The sequence below is a fragment of the Vibrio sp. 10N.286.46.A8 genome (assembly GCF_041470165.1).
Taxonomy (GTDB): Bacteria; Pseudomonadota; Gammaproteobacteria; order Enterobacterales; family Vibrionaceae; genus Vibrio; species Vibrio tasmaniensis_A.
Genome location: NZ_JBFRLX010000001.1, coordinates 14,339 through 36,285 on the forward strand (window position 1 = coordinate 14,339; position 21,947 = coordinate 36,285).

Genomic DNA, 21,947 nt, shown 5'->3' on the forward strand with positions numbered 1-21,947 from the left:
CTTGATCATCTTTGCGGAATGAGTATGTAATACTCTGAATTTTGGGCAAAAAAAAGCGAGTCCCTAAGGAACTCGCAAAAATCTATTCAGTATGATGTAACAAAATATGAGCCAATCTATTAATCATAAGAAAGGACAAAGGTTGTCTATTCGGGATAAATAATAATCAACTAGATGCGTTACTTTGTCATCACTTTGTCAGCGTTAGGTGCGGTTTTAATCAGCACCTAATGTGTTAAAACTATCCATTCGTCGACCGTAAATATGGGCTTCTTACAACTGAGCAGTGACAGTGATTGGTGGTTAGTGGCCAATCGCCATTTCGTCGAGCGCTAGGAACACGTTTTCGTCTAAATGACCTTCGTGAACTTGTTTACACACTTTACGACGCACAGCTAAACCAGAGATCAAGCGCTCAATAGACAAGTGTCGATTGCTGGTGCTGTCACGGTCGTTGTAAAGCTCAATCAAACGACTCAGTGTTTCGTATGGGATAACGTCCTCCCCTACTCTCAACCAATCAAGCTTCTCAATGAGCTCAGAACACTCTTCTTTGATTGAAGCATGTGAATGCCCTGTCATAGCAGATAAAGCCGTTATGCTGCGTTCTAGAGCCTCTGCAGAGGTATATTTAGAGAGAGTAATCATGATTTCGTCAGCGTTGATCTCAACAGAGTGTTTACGCTGCTTAACTCGACGTCCCAATTTGCCTCTTGGCGACGGTGCTTTGCGCTGAATTGGCTCAAACTCACCATCAATAATCTCAGACAACTCTTCCAATTTCTGCTTAGACACCATTTCATTACGCAGTGGGTTCGGTAACGTTGGTGCCATATTACGCTTGCCTGCATTGGTGGTGCGTGCTCTTGAGTAACGTAAGACTTCTTCCACATTACATTTGATATCAACCTGATAATCAGTCGTTTTGCCTTTTTCGATCAACGCGGTGATCGTTAAGTGATACCCCCAAAGGTTAACCAGGAAGGTATCTTCTTGATCCCCTACTTCACCTAACTTTCTGAGCTCGCGGATCAGATCCATCGAAAAACGACGCCAATCGATGTTACGCGCCAATTTCTGATTCAGCTCGCTGAGCAACATGCAATCTGTATGGCGGCGTGCCATACGGCTTCTAAAGTACGAATACATTTGGAAGACCAAGGTATGTTGCTTCAGGATTTCTGGCGGAAATAGGAAGAAATAATCACGAGTGAGCAGCTCTTCGTAGAACGACGGTTCCCAAACCAGGATGTACAGGTTCGGTTTAATGCGAATTTCGCCGTCAGAGCCTTCTGTAGGCGCTTCTTCCGATGCGGTAATGGTTCTAGCTAGGAATCGGAAACGATCACTCTTAAAGCCTTCTGGCATGTTCTCACTAAGCCAACGGCCTGTGAGCTCATGCAATTGGAAGTCGGTAAATTCGATACGATCAATACTGTCACGGATCGAATCACGTGCCGGCCCGCTGTCTTTCTTGCCACGCAAGGACAAAATATCCGTAATGTAAAGTGGTGTTTTGTTCGGTGTGTGTTTAGCGTCTAGATGGTAATCATCTTGGTGATGATCATGATATTGAACAGTAAGCGTGAATAACGCGAATAGCGTCATCAGATCATCAACCGTCATAATGTTTTTTGAAGATCGTGTCTCGATCACCGCTCGAGTGCCAGAGATCGAAACCATTGATTTTTGGTAGCTCTTGCGCGTTCTAGGGGGCGCTAAGGCTTGATCAATAATACCTGCCCAATTAGTTGGCGACACAATAAATTGATCGGCTTCGTCTTTCATCGTTGGTGGGGTATTGAGTCCGTGTTCATTCAATAAGCGCTTGTTGACTTTGGTTTGAGCTAGAGCTTTAGATCGCTTTTGCTTCTCATTTTGCTTCACGCTTTCTGTCACTAAGCTAGTAGCACCCAGTACCGATATCAATTGGTTTGGGTTCACAAAGCGATGCAGCATAGTTTTGCCAGCAAGACCTTCTTCAAAGCGAACCGGAATTTGTTTGAAAAGACCGATACTAACCGCAGCTCTTAACCTTTGCTGTAAGGCTGCACGAGTAACTTGGCCATCGGTTGATTCAATAATCTCGGTAGTGGAAACGTAACCGTCTTTGCTGCTAAACCCACGAAGTGAAATTAGGTTAAGAAGCTCAACAATGCTTTTGGTGACACCTTTGAAGTGTTGATATTGTTCTATCCATTCAACGGCTGTTTCAGATACCTCAAATAAATGACCATCTTTGTGGCTTCGTGCCTTAATTAACAATTTCTCTTCTGGTTTCATTTTTGATCCGTATCACACTAACCGTAATTTCACTATAGTTCCTGAATGATAAAGAAAGACTGATCATAAATAAAGAGAATTTATTGGCTTTTAAATAACTGATCTTTTTGATTAATATGATCTTAAATGATTAAGTGATCTAATGATCTGGCTGTTTCTTTGCTTTTAAGTTGCTGAATTTAAAAGTTTAAAATAAAACCCCTTGGAAAGCATGATCATAAAAACCCCGAAACTATGATCATTAAATCAAAGAAAGCATGATCACAGAACGTCAGAAGTATGATCATTAAGTCATTGTAAGCATGATCACTATTGGCTTGAAAGCATGATCATTATACTTATACAGCTTATCCACAGTTCGGAAGTCAACATCATCTTCTAAGTCACTTCATACACATCAATGTGGATATTTATGATGGCCAATCTATCGGAACAATGATCAAGTGATGGTACTTTTTATCCTTCCCGCCCTATTGAGGATAAAATTTAATCTGTATCTGTTGAAAATGGATAGCTTTGATGTATTTAGCGCAGGTGGGAGTTAACTTGGAAGCATGATCATGAAATTGTCATGTTTGCGTATTCTCGGTCAGTGTAGATTGAATTTTCAATCATTGAGCCCTTATAGGCGTTGAATCCCCATTGCAAAAGCATTTGTCCGTAACTTAGCTCTTAAATTACATGCTTCCGGAACGATATTTACTTGATCATTTTTCCGTAATTAGATCATTTGTAATGTGCAGTTGTTCGGATCAATATTGCTAAGTTTACGCCTTGATCATGCTTCATAATTGGGTGTTATTAATTATCTTACACTGGATATGTTCCATGATCATTCTTCCGCTCAGGTTAGAATCCTCTGTTGTTTTTTTTGCACCTCCTCTTCTCTTCTGTTTTGAATTTTTTGTCCATTGAGCGTTTTTTAATTTTTATTGAATTGAAAATCTATAAATTCGAATGCAAATCACACCAACCGTAATCTATAGTTGTGTTTCAATCGTTCCGCAGTTTTTTAGCGATAATTTCATTTACATTGTAAATAAGTGATGCTGTAACATTTTAAATGTGCACTAGAAATAACATGGTTGTGCATGATGTAAATGATGACTTTCAGTATTACTCTGAGGTGATGTTTCATCAAATTGTAAAAACACTGTCTATTTTATGTGAGTTTACTCATAAATGCATGTTCATGTTTTTGTTGTGTTTGTCGTTAATCGCTGTACAATTTGTACTTAGTTAATCATTACGGAAACTGGCAATGAAAAGAGAACAAACGATTGATAAGCTCTATCAGCTAGCCGAACAAACTCAACAAGTTCAGGCTGACCGAATTGAGATTATTTTGGAAGAGCGAAGTGATGAACATTTCCCTCCAATGTCTAAAGCTATGATGGAGACTCGTTCTGGTTTAACGCGTCGTAAACTCGATGAAGCGATCACTAAACTTGAAGCTGATGGCCATCAGTTTACAAAGAACAATGCCAATCACTACTCGATTTCATTGACAGAAGCTCACATGTTGATGGACGCGGCAGAAGTGCCGAAGTTCCATCAACGTAAGCAGCATGCTGACAACAAACCATGGATTATCAACGTACAAAACCAAAAGGGCGGTACGGGTAAATCAATGACGGCAGTTCACTTAGCTGCGTGCTTATCTCTAAATTTGGACAAGCGCTACCGTATCTGTTTGATTGACTTGGATCCACAAGGCTCTTTGCGTCTGTTCTTAAACCCACAAATTAGTGGTGCAGAGCATGACAGCATTTATTCTGCAGTTGATATCATGTTGGATAATGTGCCAGAAGAGCAGGATGTTGACCTAGAATTCTTGCGTAAGAACGTGCTGTTGCCAACTCAGTATCCTAATTTGAAGACTATTTCAGCCTTCCCAGAAGATGCGATGTTTAACGCTGAAGCATGGCAAAGTCTGTCTAGAGATCAGTCACTTGATATTGTTCGTCTTTTGAAAGAAAAGCTTATCGACAAAATCGCCGATGATTTTGATGTGATCATGATTGATACTGGACCACACGTGGACCCGTTAGTGTGGAATGCAATGTACGCGTCGAACGCACTTTTAATACCATGTGCAGCCAAGCGTTTGGACTGGGCTTCAACGGTTAACTTCTTCCAGCACTTGCCAACGGTTTATGAAATGTTCCCGGACGATTGGAAAGGGCTTGAGTTCGTTCGTCTAATGCCAACGATGTTTGAAGACGACAATAAAAAACAGGTATCAGTTCTGACTGAGATGAACTACCTGTTGAATGACCAAGTAATGATGGCCACGATTCCAAGAAGCCGCGCCTTTGAAACTTGTGCTGACACTTACAGCACGGTTTTCGATCTGACGGTAAGCGACTTTGAGGGCGGTAAGAAAACTCTGGCTGTGGCTCAAGACGCAGTACAAAAAAGTGCTCTAGAATTAGAGCGTGTATTACATAGCAACTGGCCTTCACTTAATCAGGGATAACAAGAATGGCAATTAAAACATCTGACTTAAATGCAAAGCTATTTGGTAAAGCAAACAAACGTCGCGTAGCTACGCCACAAGAAGCTCAAACTGCGGTAAAAGAGCAAGCTCAAGTGATTGAGCTTTCTGTTGCGGGTGAAGATTTAGTTTCATTTGAATTGGTTCGAATTCCAGCCGCTGATGTAGCAACACGAACGGTTGTTTTTGAAGAGAATGCTCGTGAGCAGTCTTTCTTGAATGAGCACGCGCTTTCTGACGTACTAACTACGCTTAAAGAGCGCGGCCAGCAATATCCAGCGGTTGGCCGTAAGAACAAAGACGGCAAGATTGAAGTTCTTGATGGTAGCCGTCGTCGTATGTCATGTATTTTGGCTGACAAAGAGTTCTTGATCTATGTCGCTGAAAACATTAACGGCGAACATGCTAAGTTTTTATCGGATGTAGCTAACGCTCATAAACCACTTTCTCTCTATGAGAAGGGGAAGGAGATGCAAGCGAAGCTTGATAAAGGCGAAGCTGAAGACCAGAAAGCACTCGCTAAAATGTTCCAGTGCAGTGAAGCTTTGGTGAGTGGCGCGTTGAAAGCGGCCGCTTTACCACTTGAATTATTACAAGCTTACCCAAATGTGAGCGATCTTGGCCGTCCGACTATTGTTAAGTTACACAAACAATTTAGCGGTCTTACTAGTGAGCAGCAACAAACATTACTGACCAAGTGTGGTGCTTCTGAAGGTTTTGTGTGGCAGCGCAGCGAAGCTCAAGGCGTAACTCGTTTAACAAAAGACGTGACAGAGACTTTAGAAGGTTGGGTGCTCGAACTAGCACCAGCACCCGCGAAGAAAGTTTTTCCAAAAGTTGAACTTATTAAAGGTCGAGCGTCATATAGCCGTAAGGGTTCAAACTTGGCGTTAAATCTTAAGAAAGTTGATGATACAACAATGGAAGAAATCCTAGCATTCGTACAATCTAAGTTAGACTAAGTCACGACTTTCATTACTCCTCTAAAGCCGCTTTATGCGGCTTTTTATTTGGCTGTGATAAACTGTGTTTAGATGAATCTGGACGCTAACTATGACAAACCCAACCAATACTTTTCTGCATACACTTTCTAATATTGCCCAACACAATGGTCACCGTTACGGTGTGGTCTTTGATGGCGACTTTGATTGGCAAAACTCTGCTGTTTTAACCTTCCTTGAAAATTCGTACACTCCGAGCATCTTCCAGATTGGTGGAACTCCGTTTGAAGGAGTGATTCATACTCCAGTCAAAAAAGGCCAACAATTGCTTGGTCGTGAGTCCCAAGTTCTTGTTTGTGATTTTAGAGAGCAGTTTGATGCGAATGGTTTTAGCGCTGCACTAGGTTCGTTAATCGGTGGTGGGCTGTTGTTGGTGTTGCCGCCAAAAGTTGATGACTCTGAAGATAACGAGAGCTTTGGCCAACGTTGGTTAAAGGAGAATTTCAATAAGCTCATTTCGGTTTCACAACACAACGAAACAGACGATGTTGTTCAAGCGACTAAAGCACTTCCTCTCAAGCAAGACTTTGAAAACAGTTTGGACAAATTCGAACAGCAAAATCTGGCTGTTGAGTTGGTTAAAAAAGTGGTGTCTGGGCATCGTAAACGACCTTTAGTTCTCACGGCAGATAGAGGGCGTGGTAAAAGCTCTACATTGGGTATTGCCGCTGCTCAGCTTTTGGTTGAGCGTCATGGATTAAATATCATCGTGACAGCGCCTTCAGTGAAAGCAATCGAGCCTGTATTTTCCCACGCGAGTCAAAGCCTAGAAGACTGTGAAGTGCTCAACGCAACTTACATTTGCTATCAAAGCGGAAGTTTAAGATTCGTAGCACCAGATGAATTACTTAAGTCTAAGCCTGATTGTGATTTGCTATTAGTCGATGAAGCGGCTGCAATTCCAATCCCGATGCTCAAATCTATGGTTGGCATTTATCATCGTATGGTTTTTTCAACCACCGTTCACGGATACGAGGGGAGTGGGAGAGGGTTTGGACTTAAGTTCGAGTCTTGGCTTTCAGAGCATCGCCCGGGGTGGAAAGGTTTTAAGCTCGATCAGCCCATTCGTTGGAATCGCAATGATCCACTAGAGCGTTGGTTGTTTGATTGCTTCTTGCTTGGTAACGACGCGTCGCTAAGTGACTCGGTGATTCATGAGTTAGATAGCTTTTCTGATCTGGCAACCAACCAACTGAGCTTGGTCGAGTTATCAAAGGCAGAATGCTTGGCGAACCCGGAGCCGCTACAGCAATGCTTTTCTCTTCTTGTTGACGCTCATTATCAAACGTCACCAAACGATCTAATGCAGTTTCTCAACAATCCAGCAATCCGTTTGTACGCTGCTTGGCAGAAAAACGAATGTTTAGGTTGTATGTTGGTAACTGAAGAAGGTGGGTTGGATAGCGATCTGATTGCTCAGATTCAACTTGGAAAACGAAGACCCCAAGGTCACCTAGCTCCAGTGTTACTCGCAAACCAACTGGGTTGTACGCAAGCGGCGCTCAGTCGTTGCCTTCGAGTTATGCGTATTGCCGTTTCAACACGTCATCAAGGTTCGGGGATTGGTCGTTGGATGTTGGGGCAGTTGTCAAAGAAAACTAATCAGGCGGATTACTTAGCAACGAGCTTTGGCGCGACCAGTGAATTGATTTCATTCTGGCGCGATAACGATTTTGTACCTGTGCACATTGGCCACCAGCGCGATCAAGCAAGCGGCTGTCACTCGGTATTGATGGTTAAGCCACTTAATAAAAGCGCACAGAATTGGGTCTACAATCTGATAAGTCACTTTGAACGTAGTTTCTGTTTTCTCACTTCTGGTTCTTTGGCTTCTCTCGAGGTTGATATGGTGCGCGCATTATTACCAAGGCAAGCGGAATCTATGGCAGAGTCTGAAATCCAACTCCTCAGGAATTATGTCGATGGTGGTAATAGTTACGACAGCATTGGTTTCAGTGTCCTGAATTTGATTCTCCAAAGTAATGGTCATCAAGCGCACATAACTGAATCTGACGCTATAATCGATACAGGTTTCGTTGTTTCAGACTTACTTATCGCGAAAGTCGTGCAGCAGAAAGAGTGGGGGACTTGTGTCGAACAGTTTAATCTAGTCGGACGAAAACAAGCTGAGCTACAGTTTAGGAAAGATGTCGGTACTCTACTATTAAATTTACACTGTAAATAAGTAGGTCAACGATCGTCACTAAATTTGGAACGACAGAGCATATGTCGAGCTGTTAATTAGATTTACAGTGTAAATTAGAAGGCCGGATTTACACTGTAAACTGAACCGCGGTATGTAATGACCTATGTGATTTCAATTATCCAATCTTTATGCAATTTCTCAATTTGTTGAACATGTCCATCATGGCGCTCATTTCCTATCTCAATTCTACCGATCTAATCATCGCCGTTGTTTGGAAGGTATAATTTCATATTATCACATCAATTCATCCCGAATCGTTTGGTGATGAAGATCCGTCGCTGTATTGCGATCTTATGCTCGTACCCAATATTCATAGTTTGAAAAATCGTGAAATAATCTTTTTTGTAAAGGTGAAGAAGAGATTAGAATCGGTCAGTCTTATTTATGAGTCCCTTTGCAACATCGAAAGTAAGTGATGTGACGCTGATTATTCTACTGTAGTGATTCTAAGCACTGAGCGAATTATATAGACTGCATAACAACAGAGTTATTAAGGGTACACAATTCGAATGTGGGATAGCATCGTTACATTGTCGGAAGATAGGAAGCAAGTGATGGCATGTCTGCCGTCTGGGTTTGTGGTCAACGCAAGCTTTGACAATAAGACATTACCAACAACCTTAGAAGCTTTGAACGCATCAAACTATTTTATTTTCGAAGAAGAGATACTGCGTTTTGTCACTCTTGCTAAAGAAGGTAAGGGAGAAGCTTATCAAGGAATATTGATTGCTGAAGTTCGTAATTCCAGTGTTACGGTTGAACTGTCTGATGATGAGATGCTCGCAAGTCTTGTTGTAACTGGGGCATATAATGGGCAGGCATTACGTGGCAGCGATATCATTCATTGCTTGGCTCAGGCTCACATAACGAAAGGAATTAATAAGCTAGCACTTAGAAAAGTCTTAATGATGAGTAGCAAGCTAAAGCCGGGTGAAAAATTTACTCAGCCCGTTGCCAAAGGTTCTCCAGCTGTGAAGGGTAAAGATGCTAAGTTTTCAGCATTGGTTGAAGACATTACTCATCAAGTATTAAAGCCTCGCAGTAAAGACGCCGGTAAGATCGATATGCGAGATCTCGGCGAAACCATTACCGTTGGTCAGAATGACCCGCTAATGAAACGTACTCCTGCCACCAAAGGTATTGCGGGCTTTACCGTCCAAGGTCGAATTATCCCACCCCTTCCGGGCCAAGACAGTTTGATTAAGCCGGGAAAAGGCACCCACATTTCCCCTGACGACCCTAATTTATTACTTTCTTCATCCTCTGGTCTGCCCATTATTAAAGAGCGAAGTATCGAAGTGGATGACGCCTTATGTGTTAGCAATGTCGACGTATCTACTGGGCACGTTAAATTCAAAGGTAATGTGTTTGTCTCTGGGAATATAGAACCTGGAATGATAGTGAAGGCGACCGGAAGCATTACTGTTGGTGGCTTTATTGAATCTGCAGAAGTTCAGGCTCAGGGGGATATAAAAGTCGCGAAAGGAATCATTGGTCATACGACCAAAGAGGATGAGCCAAAAAGTTGTAAGGTACTTAGCAAAGGCTCTATCACAGCAAGCTACGCACAGAATACTGAACTGCAAACCAGCAATGACATTCTACTCAATCTACATAGCATGAGTAACGACATTCGTTGTGGCAACAACCTCATTGTGATGGATACCTTTAAGAAGCATGGCACACTTAGTGGCGGTGAAGCTAAAGTCGGCGGTAAAGTGGAATGTGTTTTCTTAGGCGTTGAAGGGGATACAGCAACTAAGGTTCATGGTTTTGCTCGCTTCGAGGGATATCAAAAAAAGATAGCTCAACTGAAGGAGATTTATAAGCACGCTCAAGAACAAACCATGGACGTCATCCGTCAAGAACTCGAATTTAAGAAGCGACCAAAAGCGGAAAGAAGCGAAGAGCAAGCGTTGGAGATTGAGCTGCAACGAGAAAAAAACAATCAAGCGATAGAGAAGACTAAATCGCAGTTGGATACACTCGAAGCTGAATTTGAAACAAACCTTGCCGAGTGCACAGTAGAGGCGCACGAGAAAGTGTACACCCGTGTATCTGTTTTGTTTGGTGATGAGATGGTGACGACTAAGCGAACGCACGGCGGCAGTGTTTTCTCGTTCAATCAATATGAAATTCAATGTTCTTTCAAAATGGAGAAAGAAGATATCTCATTGTAATTGAGCGACTCTGAAATTGCCCAATACTGAATAGAGCGGTTCGAGCAGTTTTCTGCTCATTAGACCAAATAAGAAAGGGGGAGCTGATGCTCCCCCTTTGCTTTTGCTGATATTGACTTAGTTCGATTCTTTAAGTCACATGAGCGCTTTAACTTGCCGCTTTTACCTTTCCTTGCTTCAAGTCTGACAGAACTTGTGATTTTGGTCCGTCGGCAATAATGCTGCCTTTCTCCATCACAATCACTCTATCCACGATATCCAACATCGACGTTTTGTGGGTGATAAGAATCAAAGTCTCACTAGGTAACAGCTGGCTCAGCTGATGCTTAATGTGCATCTCTGAACGGTTATCCATAGCGCTGGTAGGTTCGTCCATCAATAATACAGGAGGGCGCCCTAGGAAGGCTCTAGCTATGGCTATCGACTGACGTTGACCTCCTGAGAGTAAACCACCACCTTCACCTACTTGGCGTTCTAAGCCAGCCGGATCTTGCTGAGTAAAAGCGGTTACACCTGCACGGTTGGCAGCATCCATGACATCACGATCGTCAACCAACGGGCGTCCCAAGGTAATGTTGTCTCTTACCGTGCCATAGAATAGGTTACTGTCCTGCGGCACACAGCCTATATTGCGTCGTACGTCGACATGGTGAAGTTGTTCCATATCGGTGTCATCAATGCGAACATGACCTTCTGTGGGCTTGTACAGGCCCATAATCAGGCGTTCAAGTGTGCTTTTACCTGAACCAATTCGCCCAATAATCGCGACCTTTTCACCTGGACTAATATTAAGAGTCAGGTCTCTTATAGAAGCGATTGGCGAATTAGGGTAATGGAATGTTACTTTATCAAGCGCGATATGCCCTTGAATAATAGGGCGGTGGATGTATCGCTTACCTTCCTCTTGCTCACTGGGCATCGACATGACTTGTTCAATCAAGGTCATTGATGACTTCGCTTGGTTATAACGCGTAGAAAGCAATGATAACTGGACAAGAGGACCAATTGCTCTACCACTCAACATAGTAGCGGCAATCAAGCCACCCATTGTAAGAGTGCCTTCTGCCATTAGGTACACACCAAAAATGATCATTCCCACATTGGTACTTTGTTGAACAAAGCCAGCAGTATTTTGGATGCTGTCGGTAATACGACGACTCTTGATATTCCAGTTCGCCATGTGCGCGACAGCTTCTTCCCAGCGGAATTGGAACTGGCTTTGAGCGCTGAATAGCTTAACGGTTTCTAGCCCCGCTAAACTCTCAATTAAGTTTGCGTACTTCTGAGAAGCAAGGCGAGAGCCTTCTTCAATGGTACGACGCAGCGGGCCTTGTATTAACAACGCATAGATGATCAGTATCACCACGCCAACGACAGGAACAAACACAAGGTTGCCAGCCATTAACCAAATTAACGCCAAGAACATAAGAGCGAATGGCAAATCGATTAATGAGCCTATTGTTGCCGAAGTAAAGAACTCACGGATTGACTCGAATTCTTGCAGGTTTTTAGCAAAAGCACCGACAGAAGCAGGCTTCGCTTCCATACGAATCCCGAGGACCTTACTGAACAACTTAGATGAAATCAGGATATCGGATTTCTTACCCGCAACGTCAATAAAGTAGCTTCGCATTAACTTTAAAAGTAAGTCAAAGAGGAAGACGACAAAAATACCACTCGCGAGTACCCATAGCGTCTCAAACGCAAGGTTTGGTACCACTTTGTCGTACACCAAACGAGTAAACATTGGAGCTGCAATAGCGAAAAGGTTGATTAGAATTGATGCGATCAGTACATCTCGATAGATTTTTTTAGATTGCCAAATCGTGCTCCAAAACCAGTGACCTTCGCGCGTTTTTAAAATTTCTGGCGAGCGTTCATCATAACGGAATTGTTTTTTTACTAAGAAGTAACGGCCGATGAATTGCTCTTTCAACTCTTCGATAGGGATGACGATTGGCATCATCCCACTTTCCGTTGTGATGATTTCGGCTTCTTGCTTCTCAATATCGATACTATTAAGAACGCAAGCCTCACCTTGCTTGAGTAACAATACGGCTGGCAGAATTAAGTGAGGGATGTTTTCTAGATCGGAACGGTTTTCTTTGGCCACTAACCCCGCACGCTCTGCAGAGCGAGGGAATAGGAAAGGGGTTAGCTTTCCATCAGAGAGTGGTAGCCCATTGATCAACGCTTCGGGCGAGTTGGCTAACCCGTAATACCGACTAACGTAGATCAGTGAGTTTAATAGTGGATCTTGCATGCGATATAACCTTACAACTATTTATCAACAATGAAGCCTTGGAACACTTCTACGTAGTTATCAGACAAAATATCTAACTGAGTCTGAGTTTCAATTCGTGACGCAATAGTCGTCACACCAAGGTTATGAGCCGTTCTTGAGATAGACGTTAACGTAAATTTCTGTTTTTCGTCATCAAGGTTATGAGTAAATAGGTAATCCAGCTTCACATAGCTAGGGCGGTACTCGTTGATATAATCGAGTGATTGGAAGTTGCGTCCATAGTTATCGACACCAAACACCGCATCAGCGTTGCGAATGGTGTTACACAATAGTGCCGTGTAGTGAGGAACATTGACGAAACAGTTTTCTGGAATTTCAAAATGCAACAGATGAGCGATTGACGCATTTTTCTCAAGAGACTTTCCGATCCAACGGATGAAGCTTGGCTGAGAAATACTGCTTGGCGAGATATTGATAGCAACGGGGCTCGTAAGCTCTTTTGCATTCAGTTTATCAATCATCTTCTCGATAACGTATTGATCGAGGATGTGGCTCATTTCAAGCTGTTCTAATGCGTATAAGTATTGGTTGGCACCGTAACGAACCCCCTCTTTCTCAATCGCAGAGAACACTTCTTGGTGATAGGTTTTGCCAAAACTATTATTTGCAGCTTGGAAGCGGAAAGTTACTAGGTCATTGATGATTGCTTCTTCGACCAACATGCGCCATTGCTGTTTACCCATTACAGCGCCATGGTCGTCAGCAGTTACGTAACCGTAAGCGAGCTCACGGTTAGCTTTCGCGCTAGACAGTGCGTTATCGACCAAAGACATGATTTCAGTACTGGTTTTACGTTTCTTGCTGTATGTCACACCGAGAGCTATGTGTGGATTTGCCATACCTGTTGGATCTGAACCTAGATTTTGAATGCAGTTTACGATGCTGCTCGCGACGAGTTTCAGTTCATTTTCATCAATGTTCGGCATAATGAAGCCAAACTCATCACTAGAAATACGAGCGATAGTAATATCTGGAGATGAAATAGAAGCCTGTAGCTGTTCAGCTAATTGGTGAACTAAGGCATCGCCTTCTTGATAGCCTTTGTCATCATATTCTTCACTAATAAATTCGGCTTTTAGCACCGCCAGACCACCTAAACTAGACTCTTCTAACCACTGAGTTAATTGAGACATGTAGTAAGCACGGTTACCTAACTGAGAAACAGGGTCGATATACGCGCGCTCACGAAGTCGTTGTGCTTCTTGTGCTTGGCTCTTAAATGCAAGTTCAACTTGAGTCGACATGTGGTTAATACCGTCGACGACTAAGATGAGGTCTTTTGTTTTAGGGCGAACCAGAGGCTCACCGAACTGATTTTTGGCGATTTGATCCATTTTTTTTATGATTAATGACAGCGGACGTAGTGCTCGTTGGAGTATCCATGAAATCGAGATCAAACCCAGTAAGAAAATCGCTCCAAAGAAGGTCACTAGCCGTGTAAATGCCTCCCAAAGCTGAGTATAGGCTGGGCCTGGGTGGCTCACTATCTCAACTTCAGCAAGTTGCATCCAACCACTAGTAATCACGCGGCGATCATGAATCGGTTTAAACAAATTCAGGTTGGTAAACCATTGTGGGACACCACTTGGTTTCACAGGGTATGAACGAAGAATATCATCTCCTGTGTCTAAAAAAATCAATCGTACGACAGAGTAAGAACTACCATCAAACAGTGCGTTGATAACAGACTCTACAGCCACTTGATCCTTTTCTTCGAGGTAAGGGGCGAGCGCCAGTCCAACAGTATTAATGGTATTATTTACTTCAGAGCGTTGCTGCTCTTCTAAGTAGTCACGGGTGGTATTGAATTCGATCATAAAAACTGAGGTCATCAGTAATATGAAAACCGCAACCATTCCGACCACAAGCTGTTTATATAAAGTCATTGTACCTACTCATCGTAATTGATAATGGGTTTGTTTAATTTTAGAGAGCGCTCACGCGAACGTAAGTCGTTCCATAAGCTCAATCTTGAAGATTTTCCTGATAACTTACCGCTGCCTGCCGCCGACTTGATCAACCATAGGTTTTTACCATTGAAGCTGTATATCGGTCGTAGATCTCTGCGCTTGGAGCCACGTTTTATTTCAGGGTTTAAGTTATCTAAAATTAACGGTTCTGCACTGGGTGTAGAGTAGTAAGCCAACACCATATGGAATTGGTTTAACTCAAGTGCTTTTACGTACACTAATCGTAATTTCTTATCTGGGACGCCCAGCTCAAGTAAAGAGAAGTATTTTGCGATAGTGAAATCTTCACAGTCACCCGCGTTACTGCCCAAAAACTCTAGCGGTGTCGCCCAGTAGTCATTCTTTCCCCAAAGTATACTGTCGTCGACAAAGTACATTTGGTTGAAGAACCGGTTTACCGAATCGAGTTTCTCTTTTTCACTTAACCCTGCGTACGACGTCATATTCGAGCGCCATGTAGACACTCGCTTCCCTGCTCTTTCTCCGTAGGTTACAGAGACTGCGTCTATCCACCTTTGGTCACTCTTGTTCAGTGCCCCGGAAGTAAAAGAGGTAAGAAACAGCAGCAATAACGAAAAATGAGATTTCATTGCCGCTGCTCTTGTGTTTTCACTGCATGTAGGAAGACGTTCTCAAGCATTAACCGTCCTTACTCTTTTAGTGCGTTGTTTTGAGCACTCAAAATTGGCTTCAACATATATTCAAGCACGGTTCTTTTACCCGTAATGATATCGACAGAAGCGGTCATACCGGGAATGATAGGCAGCTCTTCATTAGCCCCAAAACTGTACTTCTCGGTACGAACACGCACGATGTAAAAACTGTTGCCTTCTTCATCTTGAGTGGTGTCAGCACTGATGTGCTCTAACACACCCACTAAACCACCATATTTAGTAAAGTCATAGGCACTGAACTTAACCACAGCGCTCAATTCTGGACGTAAGAATGCGATATCTTGTGGAGCAATTTTCGCCTCAACTAATAGGGAATCTTCAGTTGGTACAATCTCAACAATGTCCATACCCGGTTGGATAACACCGCCTACGGTATTAATACCAAGCGTTTTGACGGTTCCGGTTACTGGAGAAACTACTACAGTACGATTAACTCTGTCTTCAAGGCCAACTGCTGATTCCGTCATTGCAGAGAGCTTATCTTGTGCTTGGTTTAGCTTCTCTTGTTGTTCTGATCGGAAGTTCAATGCAGCATCGATACGACTTAGCATCGCTTCTTTGATTGCTGAACGTAGAAGAGGGATTTTGAGTTCGCTAGAGGTCATTTCTCGACGAGTGTCGTTAACTTGTCTTTGCAGCTTGAGCAGTTCAATTTTTGGTACCACCCCTTCATCGGCAAGAGGTTTTGTTATATCTAATTCTTGGCGGGCAAAGTTGTAACTCTGTCTTAAATTCTGAACACGCGCTTTTATTTCAACTAGGTCTTGTTGTTTCTGTCCAACCTGTTGATCAAAAACGGAAAGTTGGTTCTTCAGATTATTCAGATCTTGACGATATTCTGCTTTTTGGCGATTAACCAATTTGGGGTGAAGGTCGTAGAATAGTGGTGGGAAGGCAAGTTTACCATAGTCGAGTAAGACACTTTTTTTCCACTCTTTTACTGAGAATTCTTCATTGATAACAACACTGGTCAGTGAGGCGGACAGCATGAGTACATTAGCCGTTAAGTTCGCAACTTGTTGCTCACGTTCACGAAAGTCAGAGCGGAATCGAGTGTCATCTATTAATAGTAATTGTTGTCCTTTTTGAACTCGTTGCCCTTCTTTGACTAAAATTTCTTTAACCAAACCACCTTCAAGGTTTTGCACCACCTGAATCTGAGAGGAAGGGATCACCTTGCCTTGGCCAACAGTCACTTTGTCGATTTCAGCCCAAGCAGACCAACCAATAGCAGCGACAAAAAACAGAACGATAACCCACAACATAATACGCGCACTGGTGGGCGTATTGAGGAGCAGTGCCGCTGTTTTGTCATCGACATACTCAAGTTCGGTCTCGTTCAATTTGCTGAAATTTTTCTGACTCATAACAGTCCTTGTTCGCTAAATAAAAGTGCAAGCTTTGTGAGTGTATTCTTACTTTTGATAAATGTTAAGGCTTTGCTCCTTTAAATCTTTGAATTTATATATTTTTTAACTCTTATTGTTTTTTGAAATCTGTTTTATCAAGTTGGTGCTTTCTCAGCTTGTCATAAAGCGTTTTTCGCGATACTTGCAGCTCTTGCTGCACCTCTTTTAAGCGCCCTTGATGACGATGTAGTGCCTCTATCAAGAGGATTTGCTCAAAGCTATCGGTTCGTTGGCTTAATGACAGTTGTTGCTCTTCAGTCTTTAGAACGATGTGGTTCTTATCGCCTTGCTCTTGATTATGATTAGGCTCTGGTTCCAGCGATGCCAGCTTGGGTTTAGTCAACACTCTGAGCTCTGCATGTTGGCGAAGCTGTCGAATATTTTCACTCCAGTGAGTGGCGATCAATCGTTGAACCTCTTTTTCTGTAATCACCGGTGGGGGTAACTGATATCGACTTGCCGCACCACGAGCAAAATGTTTAAACAAAGAACCAATATCTTCTGTTCGTTGCGCTAGCGGTAGCAAATTAAATCGACGGAACTCACTTACCATTGTAGTAGGAAGTATTGTGGTTGCTAAAGTGATACAAGTTGCATTGGTCTTGCATGAGTTTTCACGAAGTAGAGTGGGTTTTAGGTTCGCTAGCCACTGCCATTGGTCTTGAGTTAATGCTTCTGTTTCATGGATATAAAGAGTCCCACCCTGATGTTTCAAGAACAGTTGCAAAACAAACTGATGGAATGTCGCTTCGTCACTGCGTGGCAAATTAAACGCAGCAACAGGGCAAAGCTCTGCGGCTTGATGGCTGTGAAGATCGTGCGTGTACTGCGCCGTAACCCTTTTGCCCGTTCCTAAATCACCGACGAACAGTAGAAGTGGGTTAGTTTTGGTATCTAGAGAGATCAGTTCTCGGCGTAATGCCTGCATTGATGGCGATTGACCAATCAGTTTTGGACCCACCTGATTCTGTACCGCCAACTCTTTACGTAATAGATTATTCTCTTCAACTAAAGCGAGCTTATCCGATGCTTTTTTTACTGCGGTCAGCAGGGCATCGACCACAAACGGTTTTTCCAAAAAATCATAAGCGCCAGCTTTCATTGCGGATACGGCTGTTTGCACGTCCCCATGGCCTGTCAGTACGATGATCTGAAAATGAGGGTTTTGATTCAGCAGCTTTTGTGTCAATTGAATGCCATCCATCACTGGCATGTGAATATCGGTAATGACAATCCCAGCTTGCGTCACATCTATTCTCTTTAGTGCCTCAATGGCATTGGGGAAGCAGGTAATATCGATGCCTTCAATGAGCATGGCTTGTTCTACGGAGTCTCGAATGGCGGGTTCATCATCGACAAAATAGAGTTTAGGCAGAGGGTGCAAAAGTCGAATCCTTAACAGTATGTGAGGTTAGCTATGTGTGAAATTAGCAGTATGTAAAATTCATTTTCTAATCAACGATAACAACGGCACGTTAGCCCTTATCGTTATATAACGGGATGTTTAGCGAGAATACCATGCCTGAAGGCTCTAATCGGTTGGCGCTGATCGTGCCGTGATAAGCTTCAATAATCCGTTTCGATATTGAAAGCCCTAGCCCTAAGCCTTCCGGTTTAGTGGTAAAAAACGGGTTGAACAGCTGTTCTAGCTTATCGTCCGGCATGCCAATTCCGTTGTCCCAAATGATCAGCTGACAAGAGTTATGATGCAGTTGCCATTCGATACCTATCTGTGGGCTGGCCGGTTGGTCAACGTTTTCCAGGTTTTGTTGCTCCTGCAAGATTTTCTGTTCAAGAACTTGTTGTTGAAGCGCTTGGGTCGCGTTGTGAATTAGATTCACCAGTACTTGCTCGAGTTCGGTTGGATGAATGGCAATATTAATGTGATTTGGCACCGTGCTTAGTCTTAGTGTAATGCCTTGCTTGATCATCAGCGCACTGAGAATACTGGTGGCGTTGTTGACCGCTTGGTGCAGGTTCGCGACATGATGTTCTTGTTTAGTGACCTTGCGAGTAAAGACTTTGAGTCGCGCTATGATGTCGGTAATGGTGTTGTTGAGGCCAATCATTTTCTCAAGATTGCTCTTCACTAAATCTGTCCGTTCCATTTCAAGCAGCTTTAAGCTGTTCTCGCTATAAGTTCGAAGCGCTGCAAGCGGTTGGTTGATTTCGTGGTTAATGCTGGCTGACAGCTCTCCGAGTACCGCTAATTTTGCTGTTTGGGTCAGCTCTTGTTCTGTCTGCTTCAGCTTTAACTGCGATGCTTGGTATTGAAAAATGGTTTGCTGAAGTTGTTGATTGGATTTCTTCAAATAGTGAGTACGTTTATCGACGGTTTGTTCTAGGTTTTGGTTGAGCCGGGTTAGCGCCACTTTCGCGACGTAAGTCTGTCGCCACGACCACGCGATGAGCATCACCAAGCTGTAAATCACCACGAAGATGACATCGATCTGCAGCACTTTAATAAGCTCTGCTTCGGCCTTTTTTAATGCGACAACTTGGTACTGATTGTTACTGAAGGTTGCGGGGTAAAGATTGAACGGCCCAAGTTTAAACAATCGGTTTGGCGTGAGTTCTCTTTGTACTCGATTTGGTTGAATGTTGTTGGGCTGATTGGCGTCGTTAACTTGTGGTTGATAGTTGGAAGAGCGAAAAGCTTCTATGATCGAAATTTCGCTTTGACCGTATTGTCGCTGCAGGGCGATATCGGTTTGTTGCTTCTGGCTTAATGGCAACAACGAGTGATAAAGCCACTGAGTTTGGCTCGAGAGAAAAACCACTTGGTTAGAGTCGAGTACCACAATCTCAAAATCATCGCTGGTTAGGATGTTTTCAAGGTTCTCTAGACTCACTTTAACGGTGATAACCCCAACAATGTCATTCTCTATATACAGGGGCGAAGACAAAAAGTAACCGCGTACGTTGGAGCGAGCCCCCAGTGCGACATAGTGTGTGCTGTTACCTTCAATTGCGGACGCAAAATAAGGACGAAACGAGAAGTTCTCACCCACGAAAGTACCGAGTTTCTGGTAATTACTGGAAGCGACCACAGTACCGCTTGGGTCATGAATATAGATGGTGTCAGCTTGGCTTTGATTAGACCATTCAAATAGCAATTGATTGAGCTGCGCAGCGGAAATCTTGTCTGTTTGTGGTGATGAGTCAAAATAAGAGAGCAGACGTGGGTCATGGCTGAGCAAATCAGGGATCTGTTTGAATTTATCCAGTTCAGAGTCTATTTGTAGGTTCGCTTTATTGGCTGCTTCGTTGAGCTTTTGAGTGACCACTTTTTCTTGAAATTGTACTGCCAAAAAATGAGTTGCGCTCAGCCCAATGGCCCCCAATAACAATGAGAATAAAACGAAGGGAGTCATTATGTTAAGCAGTATCTTAGTCACTAGGATCTCAGTATGTCATCGGTTTGTATAAAGATTATCAATATGATGGATAGAGTACCGAGATCTTGTTAACACAGAGCACCTTCTGTGAGACAAAACCATGGCTTAGACTTGTGTTTCAAAGGATTACAGCGCAAAATCAAAAAAAATTGAAAGGAGCAACCAAATGGAACTGACCGATATTCGTCGCGAATACGCTAAGGGTGGATTGAGACGTAAAGACTTAGCCGCAGACCCGATTGAGCAATTCAATCTATGGCTAGAGCAAGCTATTGAAGCTAAGTTGACGGACCCTACTGCCATGACAGTTGCTACGGTTGATGAAAATGGTCAGCCATTCCAGCGAATTGTTCTGCTAAAGAATGTTGATAAAGACGGCTTCGTTTTTTACACCAACTTAGGTAGCCGTAAAGCGCATCAGCTAGAGCACAATAGCAAAATCAGTTTGCATTTCCCTTGGCACCCTCTTGAGCGACAAGTTCATATTACGGGCACGGCTGAAAAACTGACAGCAATGGAAAATATGAAGTACTTCTCGTCACGACCAAAAGAGAGCCAATTGGCCGCAATTGCAAGTAAGCAAAGTAGCCGTATCTCTGCTCGTGGGATTTTAGAAGGCAAATATCTAGAGCTTAAACAGAAGTTCGCGAAAGGAGAGATTCCTGTGCCTTCTTTCTGGGGTGGCTTCCGTGTGCGTGTGGATAGCATTGAGTTTTGGCAAGGTGGAGAGCACCGCTTGCATGATCGCTTCTTGTTCTCACGCCAAGATAGCCGTTGGGATATCGACCGCCTAGCGCCTTAATTTGCTTAACTGCTTAACTGCTTAACTGATCCAAAAATACCGTTGATTAGACTTATCAACGGTATTTTTTTGTCTGCATCTCATCAAACCAATATCTAGTCACTGTGCAGAACAACGGAGATCTGCTTTTTAAGCAGGGTTTCTGGGATCATAGAGCCTAGCCCCGAGTCCAACGCATACTCAATCAACTGGCTTTTACTGCGCGCATCAAATTTCTGTTTCAACCTGGCGACATGCCCTTCGACCGTTTTGATTGAAATGTTCAACGTAGACGCGATGTACTGTGGTTTCTTGCCGAATAGCAGCAAGAACAGCACTTCTGATTCTCGCGAAGTGAGTCGCTTTTTGAGCTTTGATATGCGTGGCTTTGATCCTGCAATGGACACTTGATTGTCTTTTTCGCAAGTTGCCTGACACACCCAATGGCCTACTTCTAAGATGGCGGTGTCGGTGAGTTCTTGACCATAAAAAATGGTGCCTTGAACTTCGCCATTCCCATCAAGCCAAGGGGTTTTAGTAAAAATATGGGCGTGCCAGCGTCCGTCTGGATAAGGGTGAATATCGAGGATTTTAAGAGTACTGCGTGTATCCATTACATGTTTGTCTTGAGCCCTGAAATCCTGCGCGCATTCGGTTGTTTGACTAGGCATATCGAAATCGGTTAAGCCCGTACAAGTTTCGTTGGGTTTTAAGCCAATTAATTGGTTGTAAGCAAGGTTGGCATACACGAAGACAGAGTCAGTATCTTTGCAACCCCAGCAACCTGGAAGTTGTTCAAATAAAGAACGATGTATGGAGTCGAGGGGATCCGGCAAGGCTTTATCTCGTGAGAGGGAGTGTCGCAATGATATCAGTTTCTTATAGAGCTGCAATGACAATTAGAAGTCGAGTTATGCATCAAAAATGGAGTGTGATTAATAGTTGAACGGCATGCTGTTTAAGTGCGCTTTTATTGATCAATGGCTAAACAAAAAGGATGAGAAAAAAGCAAAAAAAAGCCAGCCTGAAGAAGGGCTGGCCAAAGACAAGATATACCTTGTCGACACGTAGAAGATTTCCAGTTTAATTTACGAGGGTCATGTAAATTAAGCTGAGGTATCAGATAGATACCCAGAGTGACTTACTACTCTATCGACGAATTTACTCCTAGGCGAGATCGAATATAAGGAGGGAATTCCCCTATAAACACTGACTCAACCTGATACTAGGAGAATCTAAGGTA

Annotated in this window: 13 protein-coding genes; 5 read left to right on the forward strand and 8 right to left on the reverse strand. The window is 43.1% G+C overall.

What is annotated here, in order from left to right; genetic code table 11:
- Positions 1-303 precede the first annotated feature (303 nt).
- Entirely contained in the window at positions 304-2,283 is a 1,980-nt protein-coding gene (locus AB4232_RS00075; protein WP_009846017.1) for a replication initiator protein RctB domain-containing protein, read from the reverse strand.
- Positions 2,284-3,544: 1,261 nt separating this feature from the next.
- Between AB4232_RS00075 and AB4232_RS00080 the strand changes: the two genes are divergently transcribed.
- The 4 genes from AB4232_RS00080 (at position 3,545) to AB4232_RS00095 (ending at position 10,167) form a co-directional block, all read left to right on the forward strand.
- Positions 3,545-4,762 carry a ParA family protein gene (locus AB4232_RS00080; RefSeq protein ID WP_009846016.1) on the forward strand — a complete coding sequence of 406 codons (1,218 nt, stop codon included), beginning with the start codon at positions 3,545-3,547 and terminating at the stop codon, positions 4,760-4,762.
- A gap of 5 nt (positions 4,763-4,767) precedes the next feature.
- Positions 4,768-5,742 carry a ParB/RepB/Spo0J family partition protein gene (locus tag AB4232_RS00085; protein ID WP_372085563.1) on the forward strand — a complete coding sequence of 325 codons (975 nt, stop codon included), beginning with the start codon at positions 4,768-4,770 and terminating at the stop codon, positions 5,740-5,742.
- A 91-nt stretch (positions 5,743-5,833) separates the two neighbouring features.
- Complete coding sequence (locus AB4232_RS00090) at positions 5,834-7,966, forward strand: GNAT family N-acetyltransferase (RefSeq protein ID WP_372085564.1); 2,133 nt, start codon at positions 5,834-5,836, stop codon at positions 7,964-7,966.
- Between the two features lie 530 nt (positions 7,967-8,496).
- A complete protein-coding gene (locus tag AB4232_RS00095) occupies positions 8,497-10,167 on the forward strand; it encodes a DUF342 domain-containing protein (protein WP_372085566.1) in 1,671 nt (556 codons plus the stop codon).
- Positions 10,168-10,315: 148 nt separating this feature from the next.
- On the opposite strand, the gene AB4232_RS00100 is transcribed toward AB4232_RS00095, so the two are convergent.
- The 6 genes from AB4232_RS00100 to AB4232_RS00125 form a co-directional block, all read right to left on the reverse strand.
- Positions 10,316-12,430 carry a type I secretion system permease/ATPase gene (locus AB4232_RS00100; RefSeq protein WP_372085568.1) on the reverse strand — a complete coding sequence of 705 codons (2,115 nt, stop codon included), beginning with the start codon at positions 12,428-12,430 and terminating at the stop codon, positions 10,316-10,318.
- A gap of 17 nt (positions 12,431-12,447) precedes the next feature.
- Positions 12,448-14,358 (reverse strand): LapD/MoxY N-terminal periplasmic domain-containing protein, encoded by a 1,911-nt coding sequence (locus tag AB4232_RS00105; protein ID WP_009846011.1) that lies wholly within the window; start codon positions 14,356-14,358, stop codon positions 12,448-12,450.
- Positions 14,359-14,363: 5 nt separating this feature from the next.
- A complete protein-coding gene (locus AB4232_RS00110; protein WP_372085570.1) occupies positions 14,364-15,032 on the reverse strand; it encodes a transglutaminase-like cysteine peptidase in 669 nt (222 codons plus the stop codon).
- A gap of 59 nt (positions 15,033-15,091) precedes the next feature.
- Positions 15,092-16,483, reverse strand: a complete 1,392-nt coding sequence (locus tag AB4232_RS00115; RefSeq protein WP_009846009.1) for an HlyD family type I secretion periplasmic adaptor subunit — start codon at positions 16,481-16,483, stop codon at positions 15,092-15,094.
- A 112-nt stretch (positions 16,484-16,595) separates the two neighbouring features.
- Entirely contained in the window at positions 16,596-17,900 is a 1,305-nt protein-coding gene (locus AB4232_RS00120) for a sigma-54-dependent transcriptional regulator (protein WP_372085583.1), read from the reverse strand.
- A 100-nt stretch (positions 17,901-18,000) separates the two neighbouring features.
- The gene (locus AB4232_RS00125) at positions 18,001-19,899 is read right to left on the reverse strand and encodes an ATP-binding protein (protein ID WP_372085584.1); all 1,899 of its coding nucleotides are present in this window, start codon (positions 19,897-19,899) and stop codon (positions 18,001-18,003) included.
- Positions 19,900-20,089: 190 nt separating this feature from the next.
- On the opposite strand from AB4232_RS00125, the gene pdxH reads away from it, so the two are divergent.
- A complete protein-coding gene (gene pdxH, locus AB4232_RS00130) occupies positions 20,090-20,725 on the forward strand; it encodes a pyridoxamine 5'-phosphate oxidase (RefSeq protein ID WP_009846006.1) in 636 nt (211 codons plus the stop codon).
- A 95-nt stretch (positions 20,726-20,820) separates the two neighbouring features.
- On the opposite strand, the gene AB4232_RS00135 is transcribed toward pdxH, so the two are convergent.
- Positions 20,821-21,603 carry a PAS domain-containing protein gene (locus AB4232_RS00135; RefSeq protein WP_371694809.1) on the reverse strand — a complete coding sequence of 261 codons (783 nt, stop codon included), beginning with the start codon at positions 21,601-21,603 and terminating at the stop codon, positions 20,821-20,823.
- Positions 21,604-21,947: the final 344 nt, after the last annotated feature.

Excerpts from the sequence above, each read along its gene's own strand:
- AB4232_RS00115 (WP_009846009.1), bottom strand. The coding sequence starts at position 16,483 with ATGAGTCAGAAAAATTTCAGCAAATTGAACGAGACCGAACTTGAGTAT.
- AB4232_RS00075 (WP_009846017.1), bottom strand. The coding sequence starts at position 2,283 with ATGAAACCAGAAGAGAAATTGTTAATTAAGGCACGAAGCCACAAAGAT.
- AB4232_RS00085 (WP_372085563.1), top strand. The coding sequence starts at position 4,768 with ATGGCAATTAAAACATCTGACTTAAATGCAAAGCTATTTGGTAAAGCA.
- AB4232_RS00100 (WP_372085568.1), bottom strand. The coding sequence starts at position 12,430 with ATGCAAGATCCACTATTAAACTCACTGATCTACGTTAGTCGGTATTAC.
- AB4232_RS00110 (WP_372085570.1), bottom strand. The coding sequence starts at position 15,032 with ATGAAATCTCATTTTTCGTTATTGCTGCTGTTTCTTACCTCTTTTACT.
- pdxH (WP_009846006.1), top strand. The coding sequence starts at position 20,090 with ATGGAACTGACCGATATTCGTCGCGAATACGCTAAGGGTGGATTGAGA.
- AB4232_RS00095 (WP_372085566.1), top strand. The coding sequence starts at position 8,497 with ATGTGGGATAGCATCGTTACATTGTCGGAAGATAGGAAGCAAGTGATG.
- AB4232_RS00105 (WP_009846011.1), bottom strand. The coding sequence starts at position 14,358 with ATGACTTTATATAAACAGCTTGTGGTCGGAATGGTTGCGGTTTTCATA.
- AB4232_RS00080 (WP_009846016.1), top strand. The coding sequence starts at position 3,545 with ATGAAAAGAGAACAAACGATTGATAAGCTCTATCAGCTAGCCGAACAA.
- AB4232_RS00125 (WP_372085584.1), bottom strand. The coding sequence starts at position 19,899 with ATGACTCCCTTCGTTTTATTCTCATTGTTATTGGGGGCCATTGGGCTG.
- AB4232_RS00090 (WP_372085564.1), top strand. The coding sequence starts at position 5,834 with ATGACAAACCCAACCAATACTTTTCTGCATACACTTTCTAATATTGCC.